Source organism: Terrisporobacter vanillatitrophus, from assembly GCF_051148895.1.
GTDB lineage: Bacteria > Bacillota > Clostridia > Peptostreptococcales > Peptostreptococcaceae > Terrisporobacter > Terrisporobacter vanillatitrophus.
In genome coordinates, this window is sequence record NZ_CP154625.1 from 2,311,664 (window position 1) to 2,333,517 (window position 21,854).

General features: G+C 29.8%; 21 protein-coding genes. 3 read left to right on the forward strand and 18 right to left on the reverse strand.

Annotated features, from left to right (window positions below; all coding sequences use genetic code 11):
- Positions 1-16 precede the first annotated feature (16 nt).
- The 4 genes from TVTCOM_RS11575 to hypB are packed head-to-tail and all read right to left on the reverse strand — an operon-like array spanning position 17 to position 4,040.
- Positions 17-358 (reverse strand): hydrogenase maturation nickel metallochaperone HypA, encoded by a 342-nt coding sequence (locus TVTCOM_RS11575; RefSeq protein WP_434796433.1) that lies wholly within the window; start codon positions 356-358, stop codon positions 17-19.
- A 43-nt stretch (positions 359-401) separates the two neighbouring features.
- Positions 402-623: a hypothetical protein gene (locus TVTCOM_RS11580; RefSeq protein WP_434796434.1), complete on the reverse strand. Its 222-nt coding sequence runs from the start codon at positions 621-623 to the stop codon at positions 402-404.
- Between the two features lie 31 nt (positions 624-654).
- Positions 655-3,339 (reverse strand): FAD-dependent oxidoreductase, encoded by a 2,685-nt coding sequence (locus tag TVTCOM_RS11585; protein ID WP_434796435.1) that lies wholly within the window; start codon positions 3,337-3,339, stop codon positions 655-657.
- A 32-nt stretch (positions 3,340-3,371) separates the two neighbouring features.
- Entirely contained in the window at positions 3,372-4,040 is a 669-nt protein-coding gene (hypB, locus tag TVTCOM_RS11590) for a hydrogenase nickel incorporation protein HypB (protein ID WP_434796436.1), read from the reverse strand.
- A gap of 235 nt (positions 4,041-4,275) precedes the next feature.
- On the opposite strand from hypB, the gene TVTCOM_RS11595 reads away from it, so the two are divergent.
- Together TVTCOM_RS11595 and TVTCOM_RS11600 are read left to right on the forward strand one after the other, a co-directional pair.
- A complete protein-coding gene (locus tag TVTCOM_RS11595) occupies positions 4,276-4,893 on the forward strand; it encodes a TetR/AcrR family transcriptional regulator (protein WP_434796437.1) in 618 nt (205 codons plus the stop codon).
- A gap of 211 nt (positions 4,894-5,104) precedes the next feature.
- The gene (locus TVTCOM_RS11600) at positions 5,105-6,025 is read left to right on the forward strand and encodes a DUF5692 family protein (protein ID WP_434796438.1); all 921 of its coding nucleotides are present in this window, start codon (positions 5,105-5,107) and stop codon (positions 6,023-6,025) included.
- Between the two features lie 116 nt (positions 6,026-6,141).
- Here TVTCOM_RS11600 and TVTCOM_RS11605 read toward each other — a convergent pair whose 3' ends face one another.
- The 3 genes from TVTCOM_RS11605 to TVTCOM_RS11615 form a co-directional block, all read right to left on the reverse strand.
- Positions 6,142-6,852 (reverse strand): DUF434 domain-containing protein, encoded by a 711-nt coding sequence (locus TVTCOM_RS11605; protein WP_434796439.1) that lies wholly within the window; start codon positions 6,850-6,852, stop codon positions 6,142-6,144.
- Between the two features lie 66 nt (positions 6,853-6,918).
- Positions 6,919-7,938, reverse strand: coding sequence for a molybdopterin-binding protein (locus TVTCOM_RS11610; protein WP_434796440.1), 1,020 nt, complete (start codon positions 7,936-7,938; stop codon positions 6,919-6,921).
- A 147-nt stretch (positions 7,939-8,085) separates the two neighbouring features.
- A complete protein-coding gene (locus tag TVTCOM_RS11615; RefSeq protein WP_434796441.1) occupies positions 8,086-9,423 on the reverse strand; it encodes an MATE family efflux transporter in 1,338 nt (445 codons plus the stop codon).
- 87 nt (positions 9,424-9,510) lie between these two features.
- Between TVTCOM_RS11615 and TVTCOM_RS11620 the strand changes: the two genes are divergently transcribed.
- A complete protein-coding gene (locus TVTCOM_RS11620) occupies positions 9,511-10,341 on the forward strand; it encodes a MerR family transcriptional regulator (RefSeq protein WP_434796442.1) in 831 nt (276 codons plus the stop codon).
- 86 nt (positions 10,342-10,427) lie between these two features.
- Here the strand turns inward: TVTCOM_RS11620 and TVTCOM_RS11625 are convergent, their stop codons facing one another.
- The 11 genes from TVTCOM_RS11625 to TVTCOM_RS11675 form a co-directional block, all read right to left on the reverse strand.
- The gene (locus tag TVTCOM_RS11625) at positions 10,428-11,300 is read right to left on the reverse strand and encodes an AraC family transcriptional regulator (RefSeq protein ID WP_434796443.1); all 873 of its coding nucleotides are present in this window, start codon (positions 11,298-11,300) and stop codon (positions 10,428-10,430) included.
- Positions 11,301-11,638: 338 nt separating this feature from the next.
- Positions 11,639-12,466 carry a selenium-dependent molybdenum cofactor biosynthesis protein YqeB gene (yqeB, locus tag TVTCOM_RS11630; RefSeq protein ID WP_434796444.1) on the reverse strand — a complete coding sequence of 276 codons (828 nt, stop codon included), beginning with the start codon at positions 12,464-12,466 and terminating at the stop codon, positions 11,639-11,641.
- The gene (gene mocA / locus TVTCOM_RS11635) at positions 12,441-13,049 is read right to left on the reverse strand and encodes a molybdenum cofactor cytidylyltransferase (RefSeq protein WP_434796445.1); all 609 of its coding nucleotides are present in this window, start codon (positions 13,047-13,049) and stop codon (positions 12,441-12,443) included. The genes yqeB and mocA overlap by 26 nt, the downstream gene beginning before the upstream one ends.
- A 27-nt stretch (positions 13,050-13,076) precedes the next feature.
- Positions 13,077-13,463: a hypothetical protein gene (locus tag TVTCOM_RS11640; protein WP_434796446.1), complete on the reverse strand. Its 387-nt coding sequence runs from the start codon at positions 13,461-13,463 to the stop codon at positions 13,077-13,079.
- A gap of 172 nt (positions 13,464-13,635) precedes the next feature.
- Positions 13,636-14,391 (reverse strand): selenium cofactor biosynthesis protein YqeC, encoded by a 756-nt coding sequence (gene yqeC / locus TVTCOM_RS11645; protein ID WP_434796447.1) that lies wholly within the window; start codon positions 14,389-14,391, stop codon positions 13,636-13,638.
- Positions 14,391-16,664, reverse strand: coding sequence for a xanthine dehydrogenase family protein molybdopterin-binding subunit (locus TVTCOM_RS11650; RefSeq protein WP_434796448.1), 2,274 nt, complete (start codon positions 16,662-16,664; stop codon positions 14,391-14,393). Before TVTCOM_RS11650 ends, yqeC begins: the two co-directional genes overlap by 1 nt.
- A gap of 1 nt (position 16,665) precedes the next feature.
- A complete protein-coding gene (locus TVTCOM_RS11655) occupies positions 16,666-17,115 on the reverse strand; it encodes a (2Fe-2S)-binding protein (RefSeq protein WP_434796449.1) in 450 nt (149 codons plus the stop codon).
- The gene (locus TVTCOM_RS11660; protein ID WP_434796450.1) at positions 17,109-17,903 is read right to left on the reverse strand and encodes an FAD binding domain-containing protein; all 795 of its coding nucleotides are present in this window, start codon (positions 17,901-17,903) and stop codon (positions 17,109-17,111) included. Before TVTCOM_RS11660 ends, TVTCOM_RS11655 begins: the two co-directional genes overlap by 7 nt.
- Positions 17,904-18,082: 179 nt before the next feature.
- Complete coding sequence (locus tag TVTCOM_RS11665; protein WP_434796451.1) at positions 18,083-19,405, reverse strand: uracil-xanthine permease family protein; 1,323 nt, start codon at positions 19,403-19,405, stop codon at positions 18,083-18,085.
- A 246-nt stretch (positions 19,406-19,651) separates the two neighbouring features.
- A complete protein-coding gene (locus tag TVTCOM_RS11670) occupies positions 19,652-20,839 on the reverse strand; it encodes an SH3 domain-containing protein (RefSeq protein ID WP_434796452.1) in 1,188 nt (395 codons plus the stop codon).
- 254 nt (positions 20,840-21,093) lie between these two features.
- Complete coding sequence (locus TVTCOM_RS11675) at positions 21,094-21,645, reverse strand: NADH peroxidase (protein ID WP_434796453.1); 552 nt, start codon at positions 21,643-21,645, stop codon at positions 21,094-21,096.
- Positions 21,646-21,854 lie beyond the last annotated feature (209 nt).

Sequence of the window (21,854 nt, forward strand, 5' to 3'; positions counted from 1 at the left end):
AGTAACTACATTTTATTTAGTATGCTACTATTTCTTTAATTATAAACTCTTTTCCACTAAGTAAGTCCCAAGCTTTGCTGTTACAATGTGGGCATACTCCCTTGTTTTCTTTTATATTAAATACTTTATTACAACTTTTACACATACCATTTCCAGGCATTATTTCTATTTCTAGCTTAGTGTCTTGTAATATTGTATTTTCTATTGCTGCTGGATAACAAGCTTCTATATATTTAGGAATCATTGATGATAATTCTCCAATTTGCAATACTAATCTTTCTATTTTAGCCAAGTCATTTTCCACCGCAACTTTTTCTACAGTTTTAACAACTTCTATTACTACTCCTAGTTCATGCAAATTTTTCACCTACTCTCATTGTCTATCTACTTATTTTCAAACACTACTTGTCCATAAGCATTTGTCTCTCTGTAAATTTCATCTTTAAAATATTAAGAAAATCTCTAACTGAACCTTCTAATATATTCACTGGTAAAATAATTGATGGAAGAGTTAATGCACATTTTGTTGATCTTTCAAATTCATTGAAAGCCATAAGTGCTAATAATACAAATAGTAATATCGCCCATTCCTGAAATATCATTTGCTCATACAAAATCCTCATAACCCCCTACTCAGTACCTCTATCTATTGTTTTATTTTACAAATATATCCTTAACTTTTTTAGCTACAATTCTACCTTGACGTTTTATAGTTGTTTTAACTACTGCTGGTTTAACATCTTCGTAAGCCAAGCCTTCTGCGTCATATTTTCTAACTAAAGATATGGCATCAAACTTACATTTAGTAGTACATTGACCACATCCTACACACATATATTCATCTACAACAGTTGCTCCACAACCTAAACATCTTTCTGTTTCTTTTTTCACTTGTTCTTCTGTAAAAGTAAGACGAATATCTTTGAAAGATTCTTTTGCTTTTATATCTGTTTTATGCTCAGCTTTTTGTCTTGGTGTAATGTCATATCCTTCTAATTGTAAACTTTCTTTATCAAATTCATGATAATCTCTTCTGTCACGTCCATTTACTAAACTTTGTCCTGGTTGAACAAAACGGTGAATTGAAATAGCTCCTTGTTTACCCGCTGCTATGGCATCAATTGCAAATCTTGGACCAGTATATGAATCTCCACCAGCAAATATATCTGGTTCATTAGTTTGATAAGTAAATGAATCAGCTTTAATTGTATTGTTAGGATTTAACTCTACTTTGCTACCTTCTAATAAATTACCCCAGTCTATACTTTGACCTACTGAAATTAAAACATAGTCTGCATCTACTACTTTTACATCAGCTTGATCAAATTTTGGAGAGAATCTTCCATTCTCATCAAATACAGAAATACATTTCTTAAATTCTACCCCTACTACTTTTCCGTTTTTTGTAATTACTCTACTTGGTCCGTAAGAGTTATTTATTACTATATCTTCTTCCAATGCCTCTTCAATTTCTTCCTCTAAAGCTGGCATTTGTTCACGACTTTCTAAACAGAACATTTCTACACTGCCTGCCCCTACTCTTACAGCATTTCTTGCCACGTCTATAGCAACGTTTCCTCCACCAATAACTACTACTTTTCCATTAAGTTTTACATCATTTCCTAAATTAACATCACGTACAAATTCTACCCCTGGAATAACCCCTTTTGCGTCTTCACCTTCTATATTTAATCTTCTACCAGCTTGTGCCCCTATTGCCACGTAGAAAGCTTTATATCCTTCTTTTCTTAATTTATCTAAAGTAATGTCCTTACCTACTTCTACCCCTGTTTTAAACTCTACGCCCATTTGTCTTAGTATTTCTATCTCTGCATTAACTACTTCTTTTTCCAATCTGAAAGAAGGAATTCCTAGAGTTAACATACCTCCAAGAGCCTTTTGTTTTTCAAATACTGTTACTTTATATCCGTCTATAGCTAAGTAATAAGCACATGAAAGTCCAGCTGGACCGCCACCTATAATTGCAATCTTTTTACCATAATCATGTCTCTTTTTAGGAACAAATCTATGCTCTTCTTTTAAATCTTGTTCAGCTATAAACTTTTTAATTTCGTCTATAGCAAGTGGTGAATCTATATCCCCTCTTGTACATGCTGATTCACACTTTCTAGGACAAATACGTCCACATATTGCAGGGAATGGATTTTCTTTTTTTATAAGTTCTAAAGCTTCTTTGTATCTTCCTTGTGAAGCAAGTTTTATGTATCCTTGAACAGCTATATGAGCAGGACATGCAGTTTTACATGGACTTGTTCCACTTTCTACTACATCCTCTCTATTAGTTCTATAATCTTCATTCCATTTTTCTGGTCCCCACTTAGTATTTCTTGGCGTTTCTTTTCTTTCTATTTTATCTACAATAGGTTTGCTAGAGCATAGCTTTTGTCCAAGTTTCAAAGCATTTGTTGGACAATTTACTACACATTCACCACAAGCAACACATTTGTCTTTATCTACATTTGATACATAATTAGAGCGTACCATATCAGAATTGGCAAACATACTTGCTCCTCTTAATGCTAAACAAGAACATCCACAACAGTTACATATGGCATGAGTTTTTCCTGATCCATCTAAGTTTGGTATCTGATGCATTAAGCCATTTTCTTCTGCTCTTTTTATTATTTCAAAAGCTTCTCCTCTAGTTATTTCTCTACCTCGTCCTGTTCTTATGTAGTATTCAGCTGCATGACCTAATTGAATACACATATCTTCTTTTAGATGACCACATCCTTCTCCCATACTTTCTCTTGCAGTACGACATGAACAATCTGATACTGAGAATTTATCACTATCATTTAGATATTTTGATATTTCTTCATAAGACGCTCTTCTTGTTTCACCATCTATGGCAGTTTCTATTGGAATAACACGCATAAGTCCTACACCAGGAGGAAAACTTCCTGTAGATCTTGGTCCATTTTCTATTCCATAATCATGAAATGCCTTTGGAATTTGAGGATACTTTTTTACTTGTTCCTTATTATTAACCATCATTTCCATAATTCCTGGTACCCATGTTTCATACCAGAAAGTATCAATACCATCAATTTCATTAACAAATACTACACCTATTTCTGCTAATTCAAATAAAAGTTCACTACATCTTTCAACACTTTTACCACATAAAGGTGCCACCTTTTCTACCGTTGTCTTTTGCCTGATTTTCATACAAAGTAAAACTTCTGCCATTTCATCTGTTACAACTGGTTCTAAAACTCTATAACGTGCATCATCTACACCAAAATACCCTCTAGATCCTGGTTTCTTTCCACTTACTTGATTTGCAAATTGAAGAACCTTTTCTTTTACTGCCATAATAATCCCCCTCTAAATTTTTATACTATAAATTAATTATTCCACTCTTTTACTTCTTGTCTTACCCAATCAACCCATTCATCCATTCCTTCACCAGTTTTTGCTGATATTGGTATAACTTTTATATTTGGATTTAAATTTTTAATATATTCTTTTACTAAATCTAAATCAAAATCAAAATATTCTATAGCATCAATTTTATTTATTAAAACTATATCAACAATGGAAAACATTAAAGGATATTTTAAAGGTTTATCATGTCCTTCTGGTACGCTAAGTATCATGGCATTTTTTGAAGAACCCGTATCAAATTCTGCTGGACATACTAAATTACCCACATTTTCCAATATTACGAAATCTATATCTTCAGTCCCCAGTTCTACTAAACCTTGTTTTGTCATGTCTGCATCAAGATGGCACATGCCTCCTGTATGTAACTGTATTACTTTTGCTCCTGTCTTTGATACAGTTGCAGCATCCACATCAGAATCTATATCTGCTTCCATAACTCCTATTCTCATTTCATCTTTTAAAGATTCAATAGTTCTTAGAACTGTAGTAGTCTTACCTGAACCTGGAGAAGACATTAAATTCAATAAAAAAGTACTATCTTTTTTTAGGTCTACTCTAAGTAAATCTGCTTGTTTATCGTTATTCCCGAAAACGTTTTCCTTTATCTCGATTACTTTGTATTTATCCATAACTCTCCCCTTAGTAATTTGTTAATTTTATAACATCATTTCATGCAGAACTAAATTCACCGAATCTTATTCTGTAATTAAAATATATCACACGTTTCCATATTTTGTAAACATCCTCTTAAGATTTTTATCTATTTTTTACCACAAATAAATTATATATTTGCTTTTTTATGCTATACTAAATAATCATATAACTTACTGCATTAACTAGCAGTTTTATAAAGAGGTATTTTACATGGAAAAATTAACGGATAGACAAAGGCAAGCTATTGCCACTAAAATTAGAATTACACAAGTAGCCACTGAACTTTTTAAGTTAAAAGGGTTTGAAAGTGTAAAAATTCAAGATATTTGCCAAGCTGCAGAAATCTCAACAGGAGCTTTTTATCATCATTTCAAGTCAAAGATGGAAATAATTAATACATCTTATGAGCAAGTAGATATTCTAGTGATGGATAGATTTGAAGCAAGAGATTTTTCTTCTAACCTAGATAAATTGCTATTTCTACTATGTGAAGGTGCTAAAATGATGGAGGAACTTGGATGGATATTTGTAGGTGAAATATATAAAAACTTACTTTCCATTGAGGGAAAGTACTCTACTAAACCTGATCGTCATATTGCATTAAAGGTTAAATCTATTGTTGAAGATTCATTGAAAAATGGAGAATTAGATAATACTATTTCTTCTTCAGATTTAACTATGATAATAATGAGAATCGCTAGAGGTGCTATATTTGACTGGTGTCTTCATCAAGGTAGCTATGATCTTAAATCTAGAATAGAATTTGACTTAAATTTAGTACTTTCAAATTTTAAGCAAAAAAAATCTGATGAAAAAGTTCGTCAATAAGACGACTTTTTTTGTTTTATTTTCATATTTTTTTAGACAAAATTTTAACATTATTTTGTTAATTTTCCAATATTTTAAGGTTAATTTTTGTTTTGTCAGAATTATCAGATTATATTTTTGCACTTGTTTTTTATAATTTAGTGGTGCTAATATTATAATAATTTTATGACTCATAAAATTAAATCATTTTTAAATATTGGGGGACAGTAAGATGTTTTTATTTGAAGCTCAGCCAATAAGTAATTGGCTAATGTTGTTATTAGTATTCGCAGTACTTATGCTACTTAATGAATTCAGTCGTCGTTGGAAGTGGGCAGGATTTTCATGTTTTTTAATTTTACCTATAATTTTAACAGTTTTCGTATGGCCTAAAACTACAAAAGGTACAAGTGTTGGAACATGGTTTCACTTTGCAAAGGTTTATTCAGCTTTAGCTGGATGTATGGGATTTTGGTTAATTCGCTATGTTAAAGGTGCAATTAATCATAAATGGGTTTTATATTTCCCACCTTTAATCCTTGCAATTAACATTATGGAAGCCGTTATACGCGATTTCCAAATTGGTGGGTTAGGTTATAATTCACAAGTTTTTGAAGGCATGATGGTAACTAGTGGTGCTTGGAATTATATGAATGGTATAGCAGGTATTTTAAATATTATTACTATCACTGGTTGGCTTGGAATTTGTATTAGCAAGAAAAAAAGCAAAGATATGTTATGGCCAGACATGTGTTGGTTCTGGATTATCGCTTATGATCTATGGAATTTTGCTTATACATACAACTGTTTAGGATATCATGCTTGGTATTGTGGTATAGCTTTATTATTTGCACCTACTGTATGTGCATTTATATTTGGAAAAGGTGCTTGGTTGCAACACCGTGCTCATACACTTGCATTTTGGGTAATGTTTGCTATGACTGTACCATCATTTATAGACCAATCAGAATTTGCAGTTAAAGCATCACAAAATACAACTGCATTATTTATAGTAAGTTTAATTTCTTTACTTGCTAATATAGCAGTATTTGTTTATATGGTCTACAAATCTAGAAAAACTAAGAGAAATCCATATACAAGTGAGCTTTATACTGATTTAGATTGCTATAAAGAAGTAAAAGCTTTAGCTTAAAAATACAAAGCCATTTGTTGTTTAAAGTAACATATACTCTTTAAACAACAAATGGTCTTTTTTGCAATGAAAATTACTTTTCTTTCTTTTTTTATTTAAGATACAACTCTTATATTTTATAAATTAAAATGAATACAGAAATTATTTTCAATCTTATTATCTAGTATTTCACTATTTAAATTAATCCAACTTTTGCATTTATCTAAGATAATAGCGTCACTACTGATAACATGGTCCAATATTTCCAAAGTCGAATCCACATTATTAATATTCATCACTTCTACTTCAAAAGTAAAATTTTTCAATAGTTCTTCTATTTTTTTCTTTAAATTTCCTGAGTTAGAAACAGGCGCATCTAAGAAAAAATTAGCCTTTTTAATTTTATGTTTCTCTAAAGTTTCTCCTATTTTCATAATTGATAATTCTGTTTTATCTATAATACGATATGTTCCTCTAAGTCCTGCTAAATCTCTAATCGTTTCATCCATGCACTTAATTAATAGTGAATTAGATAAGGCTACTTCCAATGTTATTATAGTATTAAATCCATCAATATTGACAATACTATTTTCCAGATTATGTTTAATTTCTTTGTCTTTTCTAATCTTTATATTTTTCTCAGAAGAAATTGCTCTTGATAAAGCTAATCGTTGCCTCTCTGACAATAAGTAGTGATTACCCACAAAAACCGATGCACCTTTTATGTTATATCCTTGATTTAATAAATAATATAAATCCTGTCCAGCCTTATATAATTTATCAAGATGTTTACCTTTAAATTCTTTTTCATCACTGGGAAAATGTCCTCTTTTAACAACTTTACACATGGTTTTCACTCCAATATTTTAATTTACTTTATAGTTTTGACAATATTAAGTATTTTAGTAAATGTCCTATTTGCCAAATGAGCAATGAGGAAAAGTACAAACTCCACAATTTAAACACATTCCACCATTTCCGTATGCTGCTATATCTTCAAAAGATAATTTTTCCTCTGCTAAAACTCTAGGTAATACTAAATCAAATATGGTTCTTTTGGAATACATTGCACAGCTTGGAACTCCAAGAATTGGTGTATCTTTATAATATGCTAGTAAAAACATAGCTCCTGGAAGTACTGGTGCTCCATAAGTTACTATTGCTCCATTACAATCTTTTATAGCTGTAGGTGTGACATCATCAGGATCAACTGACATTCCGCCAGTGCATATTATCATGTCGGCTTTTTCTTCCTCTATTGCTTTTAAAATATTTGATTTTATCATTTCTTTATCATCAGGTAAAATAACTTGTTTTACAATCTCTGCTCCATAATATTCTAACTTTTCTTTCATTACAGGTAAAAAAGCATCTTTTATTCTACCTTTATAAATCTCATTTCCTGTAGTTATAAGAACTGCCTTCTTAGGCTTTATTTCTTTTACACTTATTATTTTTTCTTTTATTAATTTTTCAGCTTCTATTATTTTTTCTTCATTTATAATTAAAGGAATAATTCTAGTTGATCCTATTTTTTCATCCGGTTTAACTGGAGTATTGTTATGCATTGTAGATACTATTATTTCACCTAACATATTTAACTTTAGAAGTAAGTTCTTATTTACTTTTAATACCCCTTGTTTCACAGAAAAGAAATCTATCTTACCTTCTTTTATTTCTTCTGATATATAACATCCTTCACCCAAAACTAAATCTTTTATTCTTGTTGCTGCATCATTTTCATGAAGCTCATCTTCTTTTGGTTCCCAAACATATATATGCTCTTTTCCTATATCTAAAAGTTTAGGTATGTCTTCCTTTTTAATTACATGGCCTTTTTTAAATAATCTTCCTTTAAATTCTCCAGGTACTATTTTTGTAACATCATGAGATAAAATACAACCTATAGCATCTTCTATTCTTATTTGTTTCATACTCTGCTCTCCTAAATCATGTCTATTTTTCGTATATTTAATTAGATTATACTAATATCTTTTAATGTTTTATACATTTATCATTATATCACAAATATTTATGTCGAATAAATATTTATTGTACGTATTTTTGATAACTTATCTCTTTCATACTGCTTCGATATATTCATATTCTAAACTTTCTTTACTCTTCTTAAGTACATTTTTAGAAATTACAAGTACAATAAGCTCTGATACAAGAGTTGAAATCCATATACCAAATCCACCAAATACATGAATCATTACTATTAAAGTAATTGTTATTACAACTACTCCTCTACCTAAAGAAACTATTCCTGCTTGAACTGGCATATCTACAGCCACACAAAACCCTGAGGTTATTACATTACATCCCATTATTAAAAATGCTGGAGAAAATAACCTTAAAACATTTACTGTATAATTAAACAATCCTTCATCCACATTGTTAAGAAATAATGATACTAATTGCTTTGCAAATACAAAGACTATTAAAAACGATACTATTGATGAAATTTTTATTGTTTTTAATCCCATTTTTAATATTGAAAGTACAGAATCTTTATCTTTTTTACCATAATAATAACTACAAATAGGTTGTATTCCTTGTGCTATTCCCATCATAGTTGTTAGTACCAATGTGTTTATATAGCAAACTACACTATAACTTACTAATGCATTTTCACCAATTACTCTTAATATACTTTGATTAAAAATTAGAATTACGACAGCCACACTTAATTCTGTTGTAGAATCTGGAATACCTATAAATAGTACTTTTTTAATAACAGTAAAATCAAAACGGAATTTCGTAAATTTAAGCTTACCTCTTTTTCTTAAAAAATGTATAAAGAAAAATGAGAATGAAAATACTCTTGCTATTCCTGTTGCAAATGCAGCTCCTTTAACTCCATATCCTAGCTTCATTACAAATATATAATCCAACACTATATTAGTTATGGCAGATATTATTACACCTATTGTTGCAATGTGAGGGTAACCATCACTTTTTATTAACACTTCTAAGTAGTATGAAGCTAAGTAAAATAAAACAAACAGCATTATTGTCCCCACATAATCTTTAACATAAACTATTGTTGAATTAGTTGCACCTAAGAATACTGCTATTTTTTCTAAATTTAATAAACTGACTAACATTATAATTGTTGCTAATATTACCATTACAACTAAATTTAATGTAAAATACTCATTTGCTTTTTTATTTTCTGAACTTCCTAGCTTAATAGCAACTACAGTACTTGCCCCTGTTGCAAATAAAATGGATATTGCAAATAACATATTAATGTATGGTGTAGATATATTTACTGCTGCAAGAGCATCGCTACCGACTCCTTCACTTACAAATATCCCGTCTACCATTGAATATAATGAAAATACCCACATTGCTGCTACTGAAGGTATTACATACTTTTTAAATTGCGATTTTAAACTTATTGAATTTCCCATATTATCCATCTCCTTCCACCATAAAAACTATAAACTGTGGTATAATACACATGTCAATAAATATTTTTATTTTTTTGAGGTGATTTTTTGAAAAGAAAATATTATAAAACTGGTGAACTTTCAAAAATATATAAATTAGGTAGAGATTCAATAAAATACTACGAAAAATTAGGTCTTTTAAATCCTACTAGAGATACCAATTCCTATAGAATGTACACAATCAAAGATATATGCAATTTAAATCTTATTCGTGAGCTTAGAACTCTAGATTTTTCTATGCAAAGAATCAAAGAATATATTGAAAATAGAAATATTCAAACTACTAGAAAAATGCTTTCTGAAGAAATTGAATTAATAGAAAAGAAAGTAGAAGTTTTAAATTCTCACAAAGACCCTTTAAGCAAAAGATTGTCCTCTATAGATAAATGTATAGAACATACTACTTTTAATAGAATTGAACTTTTATATATGAACAAAAGAAAATCACTTACAGTAGGTTCAAACGAGTCATTTGCAGAAAATAATGATTATTTAATTCAAAAATTAAGGGATAAATTTGAAGATAAGTTTTATGTTTTAGGCAATAGCAACTTTGGAGCTGTTTTTGATTCTAAAAGTATTGCCAATGGCATTTATAATTATTACAAACATACATTTTGTTTATTAGACGATGACGCTTCTGATTATAACTTTGTTCTAGATGAAGGATACTATGTTACATATACTTACAAAGGTGATTATAACCAGTATGAACAAGTTTTTGAAATGCTTTATAAATTTATCGAGATCAATAAATATACTATTTTAGGTGATCCTATAGAGATTTATAAAATAGATGTTTACGAGACTTCTCTAGAAGATGAGTACGTTACACAAGTTCAAATTCCAGTTAAACTTTTAAGCGATCTTTCTTTGTAAAACAAAAAAGATATTGACTTTTGCCAATATCTTTTTGTGGATTTCAATTATAGAGAATATTTATGCCCACTATTTTAGCAATTTACTTATATTTTAACTATAGGAATCCAAATCTCACTTTTAAACGTTGGTGATGTAGTATCTTTGCTCTCATTCCATAAAATTTCAGGTCCCGGTGCTACTTCATAGTTAGATGACGGAAACCATTCTGAATATATTCTTCCCCATACATTTTGAAGAGTTTTGGGAAACTCACCTACAGCTTCAAAAACAGCCCATGTACCTGGATTTACTTCAAGTATCTCAAACTGATTTACAAATTTATTAGTTGTAGCTACTCCAATATAATGATCTAATTCACCTTGTTCATCCATTCTCGTTTCAGAGAAATTTACAGAGGCACTTAACATGCCCATAGGTTCTATATTTGAAAGTGATTTTAACTCCATTATTTTTTCTGGAGTTAAAGACTGCCACATTTCAGCAATTTCATGGTTCACACCTTCAAAAATAATAGGCACTCTTTTCTTCAACCCTACAATTTTAAATGCTTCCTTTTCTACAATACGATAATTCATTTCACAACCTCCACTTATAGATATTTGAAAAGTCATTTTAGGATATGCTTTTAACATGTATTTAGAATTTCTTGCTTCTGAAGGCATAATTCCATGAATGATATTAAATGCTCTAGCAAAAGAATCAGCTGAATTATAACCATACTTTACAGCAATATCAATGATTCTAACATCACTATTTCTTAAGTCAAAAGCTGCTAAAGTCAGTCTTCTACGCCTTATATATTCAGATATACCTATACCTGCTATAAAAGAAAACATTCTCTTAAAATGGTATTCAGAACAACATGCTATTTTAGCTATTTCTCTATAATTTATTTCATTTTCTATATTTTTTTCAATATAATCTAATGCATCATTCATACATTTTAGTGTATCCATATAACTACCACCTTTCATATTTAATTTTATCAGTTAGTATCTATCATTATCCGATTTTTCATGTTTTAATTTTATCGGTTAAATTATATCTATTTCTTAGTTTTGCTTTATCTTACTATGGAAATGCATTATCTATAGATTACATATTATTGTTTTTAATGTTTATTCTAATTATCTATATTTAACTGAATAAAAAAACACATTGACATAATTATCAATGTGTTTTCGTGGATTTCATGGGACAGACGAACCATACTGAGCCCCCTATCTATTTCAAAGGTCACTTTGTATCCTTTTTTCACTTCATTGTATATTTCTTTCAATAAAATTTCAACCATTTATCTAACCTCATGTGTTTGGCTACTATATAATATAGCTTCTAACACTCCGCCAGCTATTGTCCTAGCTTTATCAGATATAGTGTGAGAATTTTTTATTTCTTCTATTCGTGGATCAATATCAGCTATTTTTAATCTTTCTTTTATCTTGCTTTTATCTCTAATTATACCTCTCAAAACTCCATCTATGGTAGTTTTTACCTCAGTTAAAGTTTCATTTTTAGTATTACTTATTATAGCTATAACTTCTCCTTTTTTTACTATGTCACCAATTTCTTTCATATTTGATATTATCCCTGCTGATGGGGAATATATTACTCTGTCTTTACTTACTCCTTTTACAGACCCAGGTATCCCTGTGTTGGCAATGGCATATCCTTTTTCTATTATTCTGCCTAAGTCATGACCTCTCATAGTTTCTATTACTATGTTCACATCTTCTCCTGCACAGAATCCTGGCCCTAATCCTATAGTTATTGGTGCCATATCCTTTTTTGTACCCAGGTTTTTCTTTGCTAATATGGCATCTACTAATGCCAATGGTTTCAATTTTTCAATATATTTTCCAGATGGATCTATAATCACAGGAATATTATTTCTATCTAAAATAGAGTATAATTCCTCCAAATTATTTGCTTTTTCACATACAACATTTTCCACCACAATTTTATTCTCGTATACGGCTTCACTAAAACACACTGATCTTCTTATGGCAGATGGGTTTTCTATTTCTAGAATTACTACTTTAAATCCACATCTATGAAGCTTGTGTATTGTTCCTGTGGCTATGTCTCCACCACCCCTAATTACTATTATGTCCTTTTTCATTTTCTGCCCTTCTTCTTAAAAGATTATTAAAATCATCTATATTATCTATATCAAATAGAGTATTTTCCCTAACATTAACATATTTTATTTTGTTTGAAGATTTTATGATACTTTTACCACCTTTATCCCCTTTTAAATTTAACAACTGTTCTTTATATATAGTTGGATATATAACTGGATTTCCACTCTTATCTTTATACTTTGGTATAACAATATAATCTGTATCTTCTTTGAAAACTTTTATTAGCTTTTCTATATCCTTTTTATTTATAAGAGGTTGATCTCCAACAAAGAACATATATCCTTGGCAATAATCACAGTTTTTTACTCCTAATTTTATAGATTCACTTTGACCTTTATTAGGAAATATATTACTTATTACCTTATAATTTAATTTTTCTCCAAATTCTTTTATTTCATCATATTGAGTAACTAATATTTTCTGCTTAAAATTACATTCTGATATAATATTTAAAGTGTACTCAATTAAAAACTTATTATTGTACTTCATAAGAAGTTTGTTTTGACCCATACGTTTTGAAAACCCTGAAGCCATAATTATTGCTGAAATCAAGTTTATCATCCTTTTTGTTAATTCATTAAAAATATTTTAATATTCTTCATTCATATAAATATCAGTATGAGAATTATCATCTTCATTTATATACTCATTATTTTCATCACTATTATCTACATCTTCATTATTGTCCATGTCTTCGTTATTATCTACATCTTCATTATTGTCCATGTCTTCGTTATTATCTGCGTATTGGTTATTGTTTATATCTCCGTAATTATTCATATACTCTTCTAGTACATAATATTTTTCGTAATACTCATCTGTACTTTCAATTTTTACAGCTAAATTTAAAAACACTGCCAATATTATTACTCCTGCTATATAATATGCAAAATACAGATTCTTATCTTTGTCATAATTTTGTGAACTGTTCAAATCTTTAGTAGCTATATTATTATTACTTACTTTATTCTTCATTTTATAATTCTCCTAAACACAAGCTTCTAATTTTATACTACTATATATTTGAATATATTTACCATATTTATACAATATTTTATGATTTTTTAACATTTTTATAATATGATACTCTCATAAATACCTTACATTACATTAAATAGTTTCATTACATTAAATAGTTTCATTACTATTAACTTAAAAATTCATTTTTTGTAATGCTTCCATATATAAACTTATTAATATAGGATAAATTTTCATCTTTAACTTTATTTATAAGTAAGACAGCATTTTTTTTATCTTTTATATTTTCTGTCTTATTAATAAATAAAATTTTCTCTCCTTCAGATGATTTAAATAATCCATTTTTATTTAAAATAACATTCTTTAGATGTTTTACTTTTACTTTTTTTTCTTCTTCATCATTTATAACCTTTAAAAATTCATCTAGTCTATGAATGTTATCTTCATTAATATTTAATCCTATAGACTTAATGTCTACTACTCCTATAGTCTTAGTAGTTTTATTATAAACAACAGGCTCCAAATTTTTCCATCCTTTAAGTGGTTTTTCCTTTGAACCATCACCCTCTATTATTACTATATCAAAGTAAGGTATTATTTTATCTAATGCTTCAAGGTTTAAACCTTTTATCTTAGATTTATCTGTTTCTAGGTTATTTACTATCTCATTTCCTATTACATAAACCCCATTATTACTTTTTTCTATTAGATTATTATAATTCTCACCTTTTATTTCACTTAGCATAATCATCTTGTCGTAAAACTTTTCATTGGGAACATATATATTAGTGGTTGTTGTAACTAACACCTTATAATCTTTTCTAAGTAAAGAGGAAGCAGAGAACATCAAAGATGTTTTTCCCCCTGCTCCCACAATAGTTATTATATCTTTATTTTTTATTTTAAAAGCGTCAATTAAGTTCATTACTTTTCCATCATTGCCATAAATACTTTTTCTGGTGTCATAGGTAAAGTATTTAAATTTATTCCTATACCATTATAAATTGCATTTTCTATTGCTGGAGATGGTGTATTTACAACAACTTCACCTACTGATTTTGCTCCAAATGGCCCTGTTGGTTCGTAACTTTCTTCAAAGTCTACTATTATATTACCCACGTCTTTTCTAGTTGGCATTTTGTATTGCATAAATGTATTAGATGCTAGTTCACCTTTACTTGTATAAACAACATCTTCATATAATGCCATGCCTATACCTTGAGCTATCCCACCTTCTACTTGTATTTTTGCTAAGTTTTTATTAATTACTGTTCCACAGTCAACTACTGCCACATAGTCTATTATATCAACTTTCCCAGTTTCTTTATCTATTTCAGTTTCAACAAATCCTGCTATAAATGGCGGAGGTGAAACTGGACTTCCGTGTGTAGCATATCCTATTAGTTGGCTTTTATTAGGTCCAACAGTTACGTCTACTGCTAAGTCAAATACTGATATTGATTTATCTCCATCCAATGACTTTACACAGTTTCCGTCAAATTCTACATCTTCTTTATTAAGTCCTAATCTTTCTGCTCCTAGATTTACTATCTTATTTTTCAGCTCTGTTGCAGCTTTTACTACAGCCATACCTGTAACATAAGTAGTACTTGATGCATAAGAACCTGGATCATATGGTGAAGAATCTGTATCTGCTGAGTTTACTACTATTTTGTCCATTGTAGTTTCTAAAATTTCTGCACACATTTGAGCAAGTATAGTGTCACTACCTGTACCCATATCTGTTGAACCAGTTAGTAGCGTATAGTTACCATCATCATTTAATTTTATTTCTATAGATGCTGTGTCAATTCCAGCTATTCCAGAACCCTGCATAGTAAGGGCCATTCCCACACTTCTTACTTTTGCAGGAGATATTTCTTTACATGGATATTTTTCATCCCATTTTATAAGTTCTTTACCTTTTTGAATACATCTATCTAAGGCAACACTGTTTAAATGCTTATCGTAAGCTGGAGATACTTCTCCTTCTTTTATTATGTTTTTAAGTCTTACATCTACTGGATCCATATTTAATTTAGTAGCCACTTTATTTATAGTAGCTTCCACAGCAAAACATCCTTGAGTAGCTCCATATCCTCTAAATGCTCCTGATGGTGTTTTATTAGTATACACTACATTTCCTTTAAATCTAGCAGCTTTTAACTTTCCATACATAGGCATAGTTTTTTCTCCAACTAATCCAAATGTAGTAGAAGCATGTTCTCCATATGCTCCTGTATCTGATAGGGCATCTATATCTATAACTTTTATTGTTCCATCTTTATCTGCTCCAACTTTTACATTTAGTTTCATAGCATGTCTAGATGTTGTACATGTAAAAGTTTCTTTTCTATCATATATTATTTTAGCTGGCTTTCCAGTTTTTAAAGTAACTAATGCTGAGAATATTTCCACACATGCAGTTTGTTTACCACCAAAACCTCCACCTATTCTTGGCTTTATAACTCTCACTTTGCTTGATGGTATATCTAAGGCTCTTGCTAAATGTCTTCTTACATGGAAAGGTATTTGTGTAGAACTCACTACAACTAATCTTCCCATATGATCTAAGTAGTTATAAGCTCTATAAGTTTCCATCATCCCATGAGATTGCGCTTGTGTATAATATGTATCTTCAACAACTATATCACATTTTGATAATTCTTCTTCTATATTACCTTTTTCATATAAATGTTTAGATACTATATTTCTTTCTCTTTCCATTCCTATATCAAAGTTACAATGTAAATCTTCTGTATGTACTATAGTTTCATTGTCTATAGCTTTTTGCATATCCATTACTGGCTGTAACACATTGTACTTAACTTTTATCATTTTCATAGCTTTTATGGCAGTTTTTTCGTCTTTTGCTGCTATTATTGCAACTTCATCTCCCACATATCTTACTGTTTTATCTAATATTAATCTATCATAAGGAGATGGTTCTGGAAATGATTGTCCTGCTAATGTAAATTTATTTTGTGGCACATCTTTGTATGTTAAAACACATTCAACTCCTGGTACCATCATGGATCTTGTTGTATCTATTTCTTCTATAAGTGCATAAGGATGTGGACTTCTCAGTATCTTAACTACTAAGGCTTCCTTAGCTGCTAAATCATCTGTGTATACTGGCTTACCAGTAGCTATTGACATTCCATCTATTTTTTCTATGCCTTTACCTACTATTTTCATATTACTTTACCCCCATGTATGTCTTTATTGCTCTAAGTTGCCCCATATATCCTGTACATCTACATAGATTTCCAGTTAAATAATGTTTTATTTCTTCTTCACTTGGATTTTCTAACTCTCTTTTCATTGCTATTACTGTCATTATAAATCCTGGTGAACAAAATCCACATTGCTCTGCACCTTCTTTTACAAGTATCTTGGCAAATTCACTTGCTTCTTCTTGTAAACCTTCTATTGTTGTAATATTTTTATTATTAGCTCTCACAGATAATGTAGAACATGATAAAGTTGGTTTTCCATCTATCCAAATACTACATAACCCACAACATCCTGTGTCACAACCTCTTTTTACACTTAGATTTCCTACTCTTCTTAATGTATCTACTAAATATTCGTCAGCTTCCACATCTATATCAGCTTTTTTTCCATTTACATTCATTGTGATTAACATGATGATACCTCCATTAAAGCGTTTTTAACTAGTGATTTACATATAGCTTTTCTGTATTCCTTGCTAGCTCTCATATTTGAACCAAATACTAATTCTTCCGCAGCTATTTCACTTGCTTTTATTATATTTTCTTCATTTAATTCATTCTCTGATAAAAATTCACTTGCTTTAACTGCTATAGTTGCTCTTTGAGGTCTAGCACCTACACATATTTTTAAGTTAACATTTTCTTTAGATATAGCTACATTTAATATAGGGTAATCACTTCTTGAATTTCTCATACATTTATATATAGCATTTGAATCATTTTTCTTTATATATAATTTAACTAGTATATCCTTTTCATATTTTTTATTAAGGAATTCTTCTAATAATATTCTTCCCCCATTATATAACTCTACTTCTGTTTGTAGCGCAAGTAATCCTACTATTAAATCAGAGAAACCATATCTAGAGAATACACTGCCTCCAACAGTTACTACATTTCTAAATTGAACACCTATTATATCTTTTACTGCCTTTGGTAGAACTCCATCGAAGTATTTATTTAATATAGGGCTAACTTCTAGATGTCTTAGTGTAGTCGTGGCTCCTATTTCTATATAATCTGAACTTTCTTCTATAATATCTAAGTTTAAGGCAGATAAATCTATCCCCGTGCCTATTCTTTTTTTCCCCATTCTAAGAAAAGCACTACCTCCTATAACTATATTGTTTTTTCTTTTTGTAAGTATCTCATAAGCTTGTTCAAGTGACTGAGGTTGCACTAATTCCATTAGTGTAAACATAATACTTCCTCCCATAAAATATATTTTGTCATTATAATTTTAACCTTGTATATTATATCATAACTAACTAGTTTTTTCCAAACATTTCAGCATTTACTTATGATATCGTTCGTATTTGCAAGTATTTTATTTTCATAATAAAAAAGACATATAAGAATTTCTTATACATCTTTTTTTATTTATGCAGTAAGTGCTTTTTCTTCGCACATTTCTTCCTTAGGTAAAACCATGTTAAGTATTACTGCTAATATGGCAGGTAATACAGTTTTAGATTCTCCAAATATTAATTGTATAGACTCTGGAAAAGCATCAAAGAATCCTGGAACATAAGAAACTCCAAGTCCTAATCCTAATGATACAGCAATTATCATTGCATTTCTTTCAGTTAATTTATCAGTAGTTATAAGTCTTATACCACTTACTACTATCATAGAGAACATTACTATAGAAGCTCCTCCAAGTACACTAGCTGGCATTAAAGATATAAGTGCTCCTACTTTTGGGAATATACCTGCTGCTATTAATATGAAAGCTCCTGTTGCAACAACAAATCTATTAACTATTTTTGTCATAGCTACTATACCAACATTCTGACCAAAAGATGTATTTGGTAGTACATTAAATATAGCTCCTAAAAAACTCCCTAGACCATCTGCTAAAACTGCTCCAACTATTTCTTTTTCACTCGCCTCACGTCCAAGACCAGAGTTTGCTATGGCTGTTGTATCTCCTATAGTTTCTACTGTTGAAACCATATATACAAATATCATAGCTACTATAGCATCCATATGGAATGAAAATCCTAATTGGAATGGCACTGGTATAGATATAAATGCAGCCTGAGATAGAGAAGAAAAATCTATTTTACCCATAGGTATAGCAACTAAGTATCCAACTATTAATCCAATAAGTACTGATGATATACTAAGCATTCCTTTAGTATATTGTTTAAAAAATATAACTGTTATAAGTACGATTGTTCCTAAAAATAAATTTGATGGTGAAGCGAAGTCAGCTGCTCCTACACCACCTGCAAAATAATTAACTCCAGTTGGTAAAAGTGCAATTCCCATAGTTAAAACAACTATTCCTGTAACTACTGGTGGGAAATATTTTCTTATACGTTTTAATACTAATCCACCCACTAACACCTCAAATAACGCTCCTATTAAACAAGCTCCTAGTATTCCTTGTATTCCATATTTAACACCTATTGCTGTAGCAGCAGGCACAAAACCAAAACTAGTTCCCATTACTATAGGAAGTTTTGCTCCTATTGGCCCAAGTGGATAACATTGTATTAATGTTACTATACCGGATACAAACATGGCACATTGTATTAGCGATGCTTTTGTAGCAGCATCCAGGTTTAAAACATTTGAGATTATTATAAGTGGTGTAACATTTCCTACAAACATTGCCAAAATATGTTGCAAACCTAATGGTATTGCTTCCGTTAATTTAGGTCTTCCATCTAGCTGATAAATTACTTTTTCGTTCATAAAATCCCCCTAATCCAAAACTAAATTGTTTATTTACGTATAATTGTTCGTATTTTCAGTTTTAATTATATATGTTCCTCCAATTTTTTACAAGTTTTTTTACGAACATTTTTTTGTTTTTTTTATTTTTTATGCGTTTTAATCTTGTATTTTATATTTCACAATAAAAAATCACCTCATATATAGGTGATTTTTTATAAATATGTATATTTTAAAATCTATAATTATTATTAAAACAACAATGATCTAATATATTATCCTTCTTGCCGTAACATATCCTTTAGCATAATATGATGTTGACAAATTTTCGTATTTTACTGATTTTCCTGGACTTGGTGAGTGAATAAATTTACCATTACCAACATACATTCCCACATGTTTAATGGAATTTGTACCACTATTAAAAAATACTAAGTCACCTGCTTTTAAATTACTTCTACTTACATATTTCCCATTTTTAGCTTGATCTCTAGACGTTCTATTTAGATATGTTCCTGATTTTTTATAAGCGTAATATGTAAGCCCTGAACAGTCAAAAGAATTCGGCCCTGCAGCACCATAAACGTATGGTTTACCTACTTGTGCTTTGATTGTAGATAATACTGTATCAAGTTTAGAACTACTTGATGGCTTATTAGAAGAGGATGAAGATGCTGTTTTATAGCTTACTTTTATATCACTTGAATCTCCAGCATATACTTTTAAATACTTTGTACATACGTATCCTGTAGTTGAACTAGATAATTTTACTTTAGACCATCCATTACTATATGAAGATATTACTCCAACAACACTATTCATTTTAATTGTTTTTTTAACACTATATTTAGTTGAAGCACCTGATCTTACATTTAGTGCTGATGCTGTAACCTTCCCTACTTTCTTTATTGAATCTGATGTACTTGCCAATCCTGAAATTTTAGTATATTTATCCGTAATATATCTTGTTCTTCCTTTGTACTCAACCTTATACCAACCATTACTACATCTTGATATGTATTTAAATTTTGTTCCTTTGATTACTGTATCTACTATAGAATATTTTGTTCCAGCTCCACTTCTTATATTAACTCTACTTGCTGTAACTTCCACAGTTTTTGAAGTGGAAGTTGAAGTCGAATCACTTTTTAATTTTGAATATTTATTACTTACATATCTAGTACTTCCTTTATATTTAACCTTATACCATCCATTGCTGCATGTTGATATATATTCAAGTTTTGTTCCTTTTCTTACTGTACCAGCTATAGAATATTTTGTACTAGATCCTGTTCTAACATTAAGAGCATCACATGTAACTTCTACAACTTTGCTGCTCTTAACTTTACTAGCTTCCACATTTTCATTTATTGCTATTGTCGGCATAATACTTGTAGCTAATATACCTACCGCCATTCCTTTGGAAATAGTTTTTGTATTTTTGTTAAAAATCATATTCCACACATCACCTCAATCTGTAACTTTTTTTGTAATTTTTGTAACCCTTTTGTAACCATTGTATCATAACCATTGCAAAAATTTCCATATTTTCACAGAATAAATAATAAATTAACAAAATAATCCCCCCTACATTTGTATAGGAGGCTATTACAGTTTAGTATTTCAATGATCTCTGTCAAACTATGATAAAAAAAATAGAGAGCTATTATTTAATAACTCTCTATCTTTTTATTGTTAGATTTTTTATATTAAGCTTGTTTTCCAAAATGTCTTTCTAATAATCCTAAGAATGCTTTACCATGTCTAGCTTCATCTTTACACATTTCATGAACTGTATCATGTATAGCATCTAATCCTAATTCTTTAGCTCTTTTAGCTATTTTTAATTTTCCTTCAGTAGCTCCATATTCAGCCTCAACTCTAGCTTCTAAGTTTTTCTTAGTATCAGCAACAACTACTTCTCCTAATAATTCAGCGAATTTAGCAGCATGTTCTGCTTCTTCAAAAGCTATTCTTTTGTAAGCTTCTGCAACTTCTGGATATCCTTCTCTATCAGCTTGCCTTGACATAGCTAAATACATTCCTACCTCTGTACATTCACCAACAAAGTTAGCTCTTAATCCTTCAACTACTTCTTCGTCAACTCCTTGAGCTACACCTATTCTGTGCTCGTCAGCCCAGTTCATTTCACCTTTCATTTCTTCAAACTTTTCAGCTCCTACTTTACATACTGGACATACTTCTGGAGCAGTTTCTCCTTCATATATATAACCACATACTGTACAAACAAATTTTTTCATTTTATATTTCCTCCATCATTCTATTTATATTCTTTTATTTTTAGTAATCAATTTTAAATCTTAATACTTACTTACGATGATATATATACCCGCCACCTTTTAACCTAAACAAATTATTTCTAATTTTATCTGTTTTATAATTTTTATTTTTAAATTAAGATGTATTTTTATTTATAATATACTTCTATTTTCATATAAAAAAGTCATTG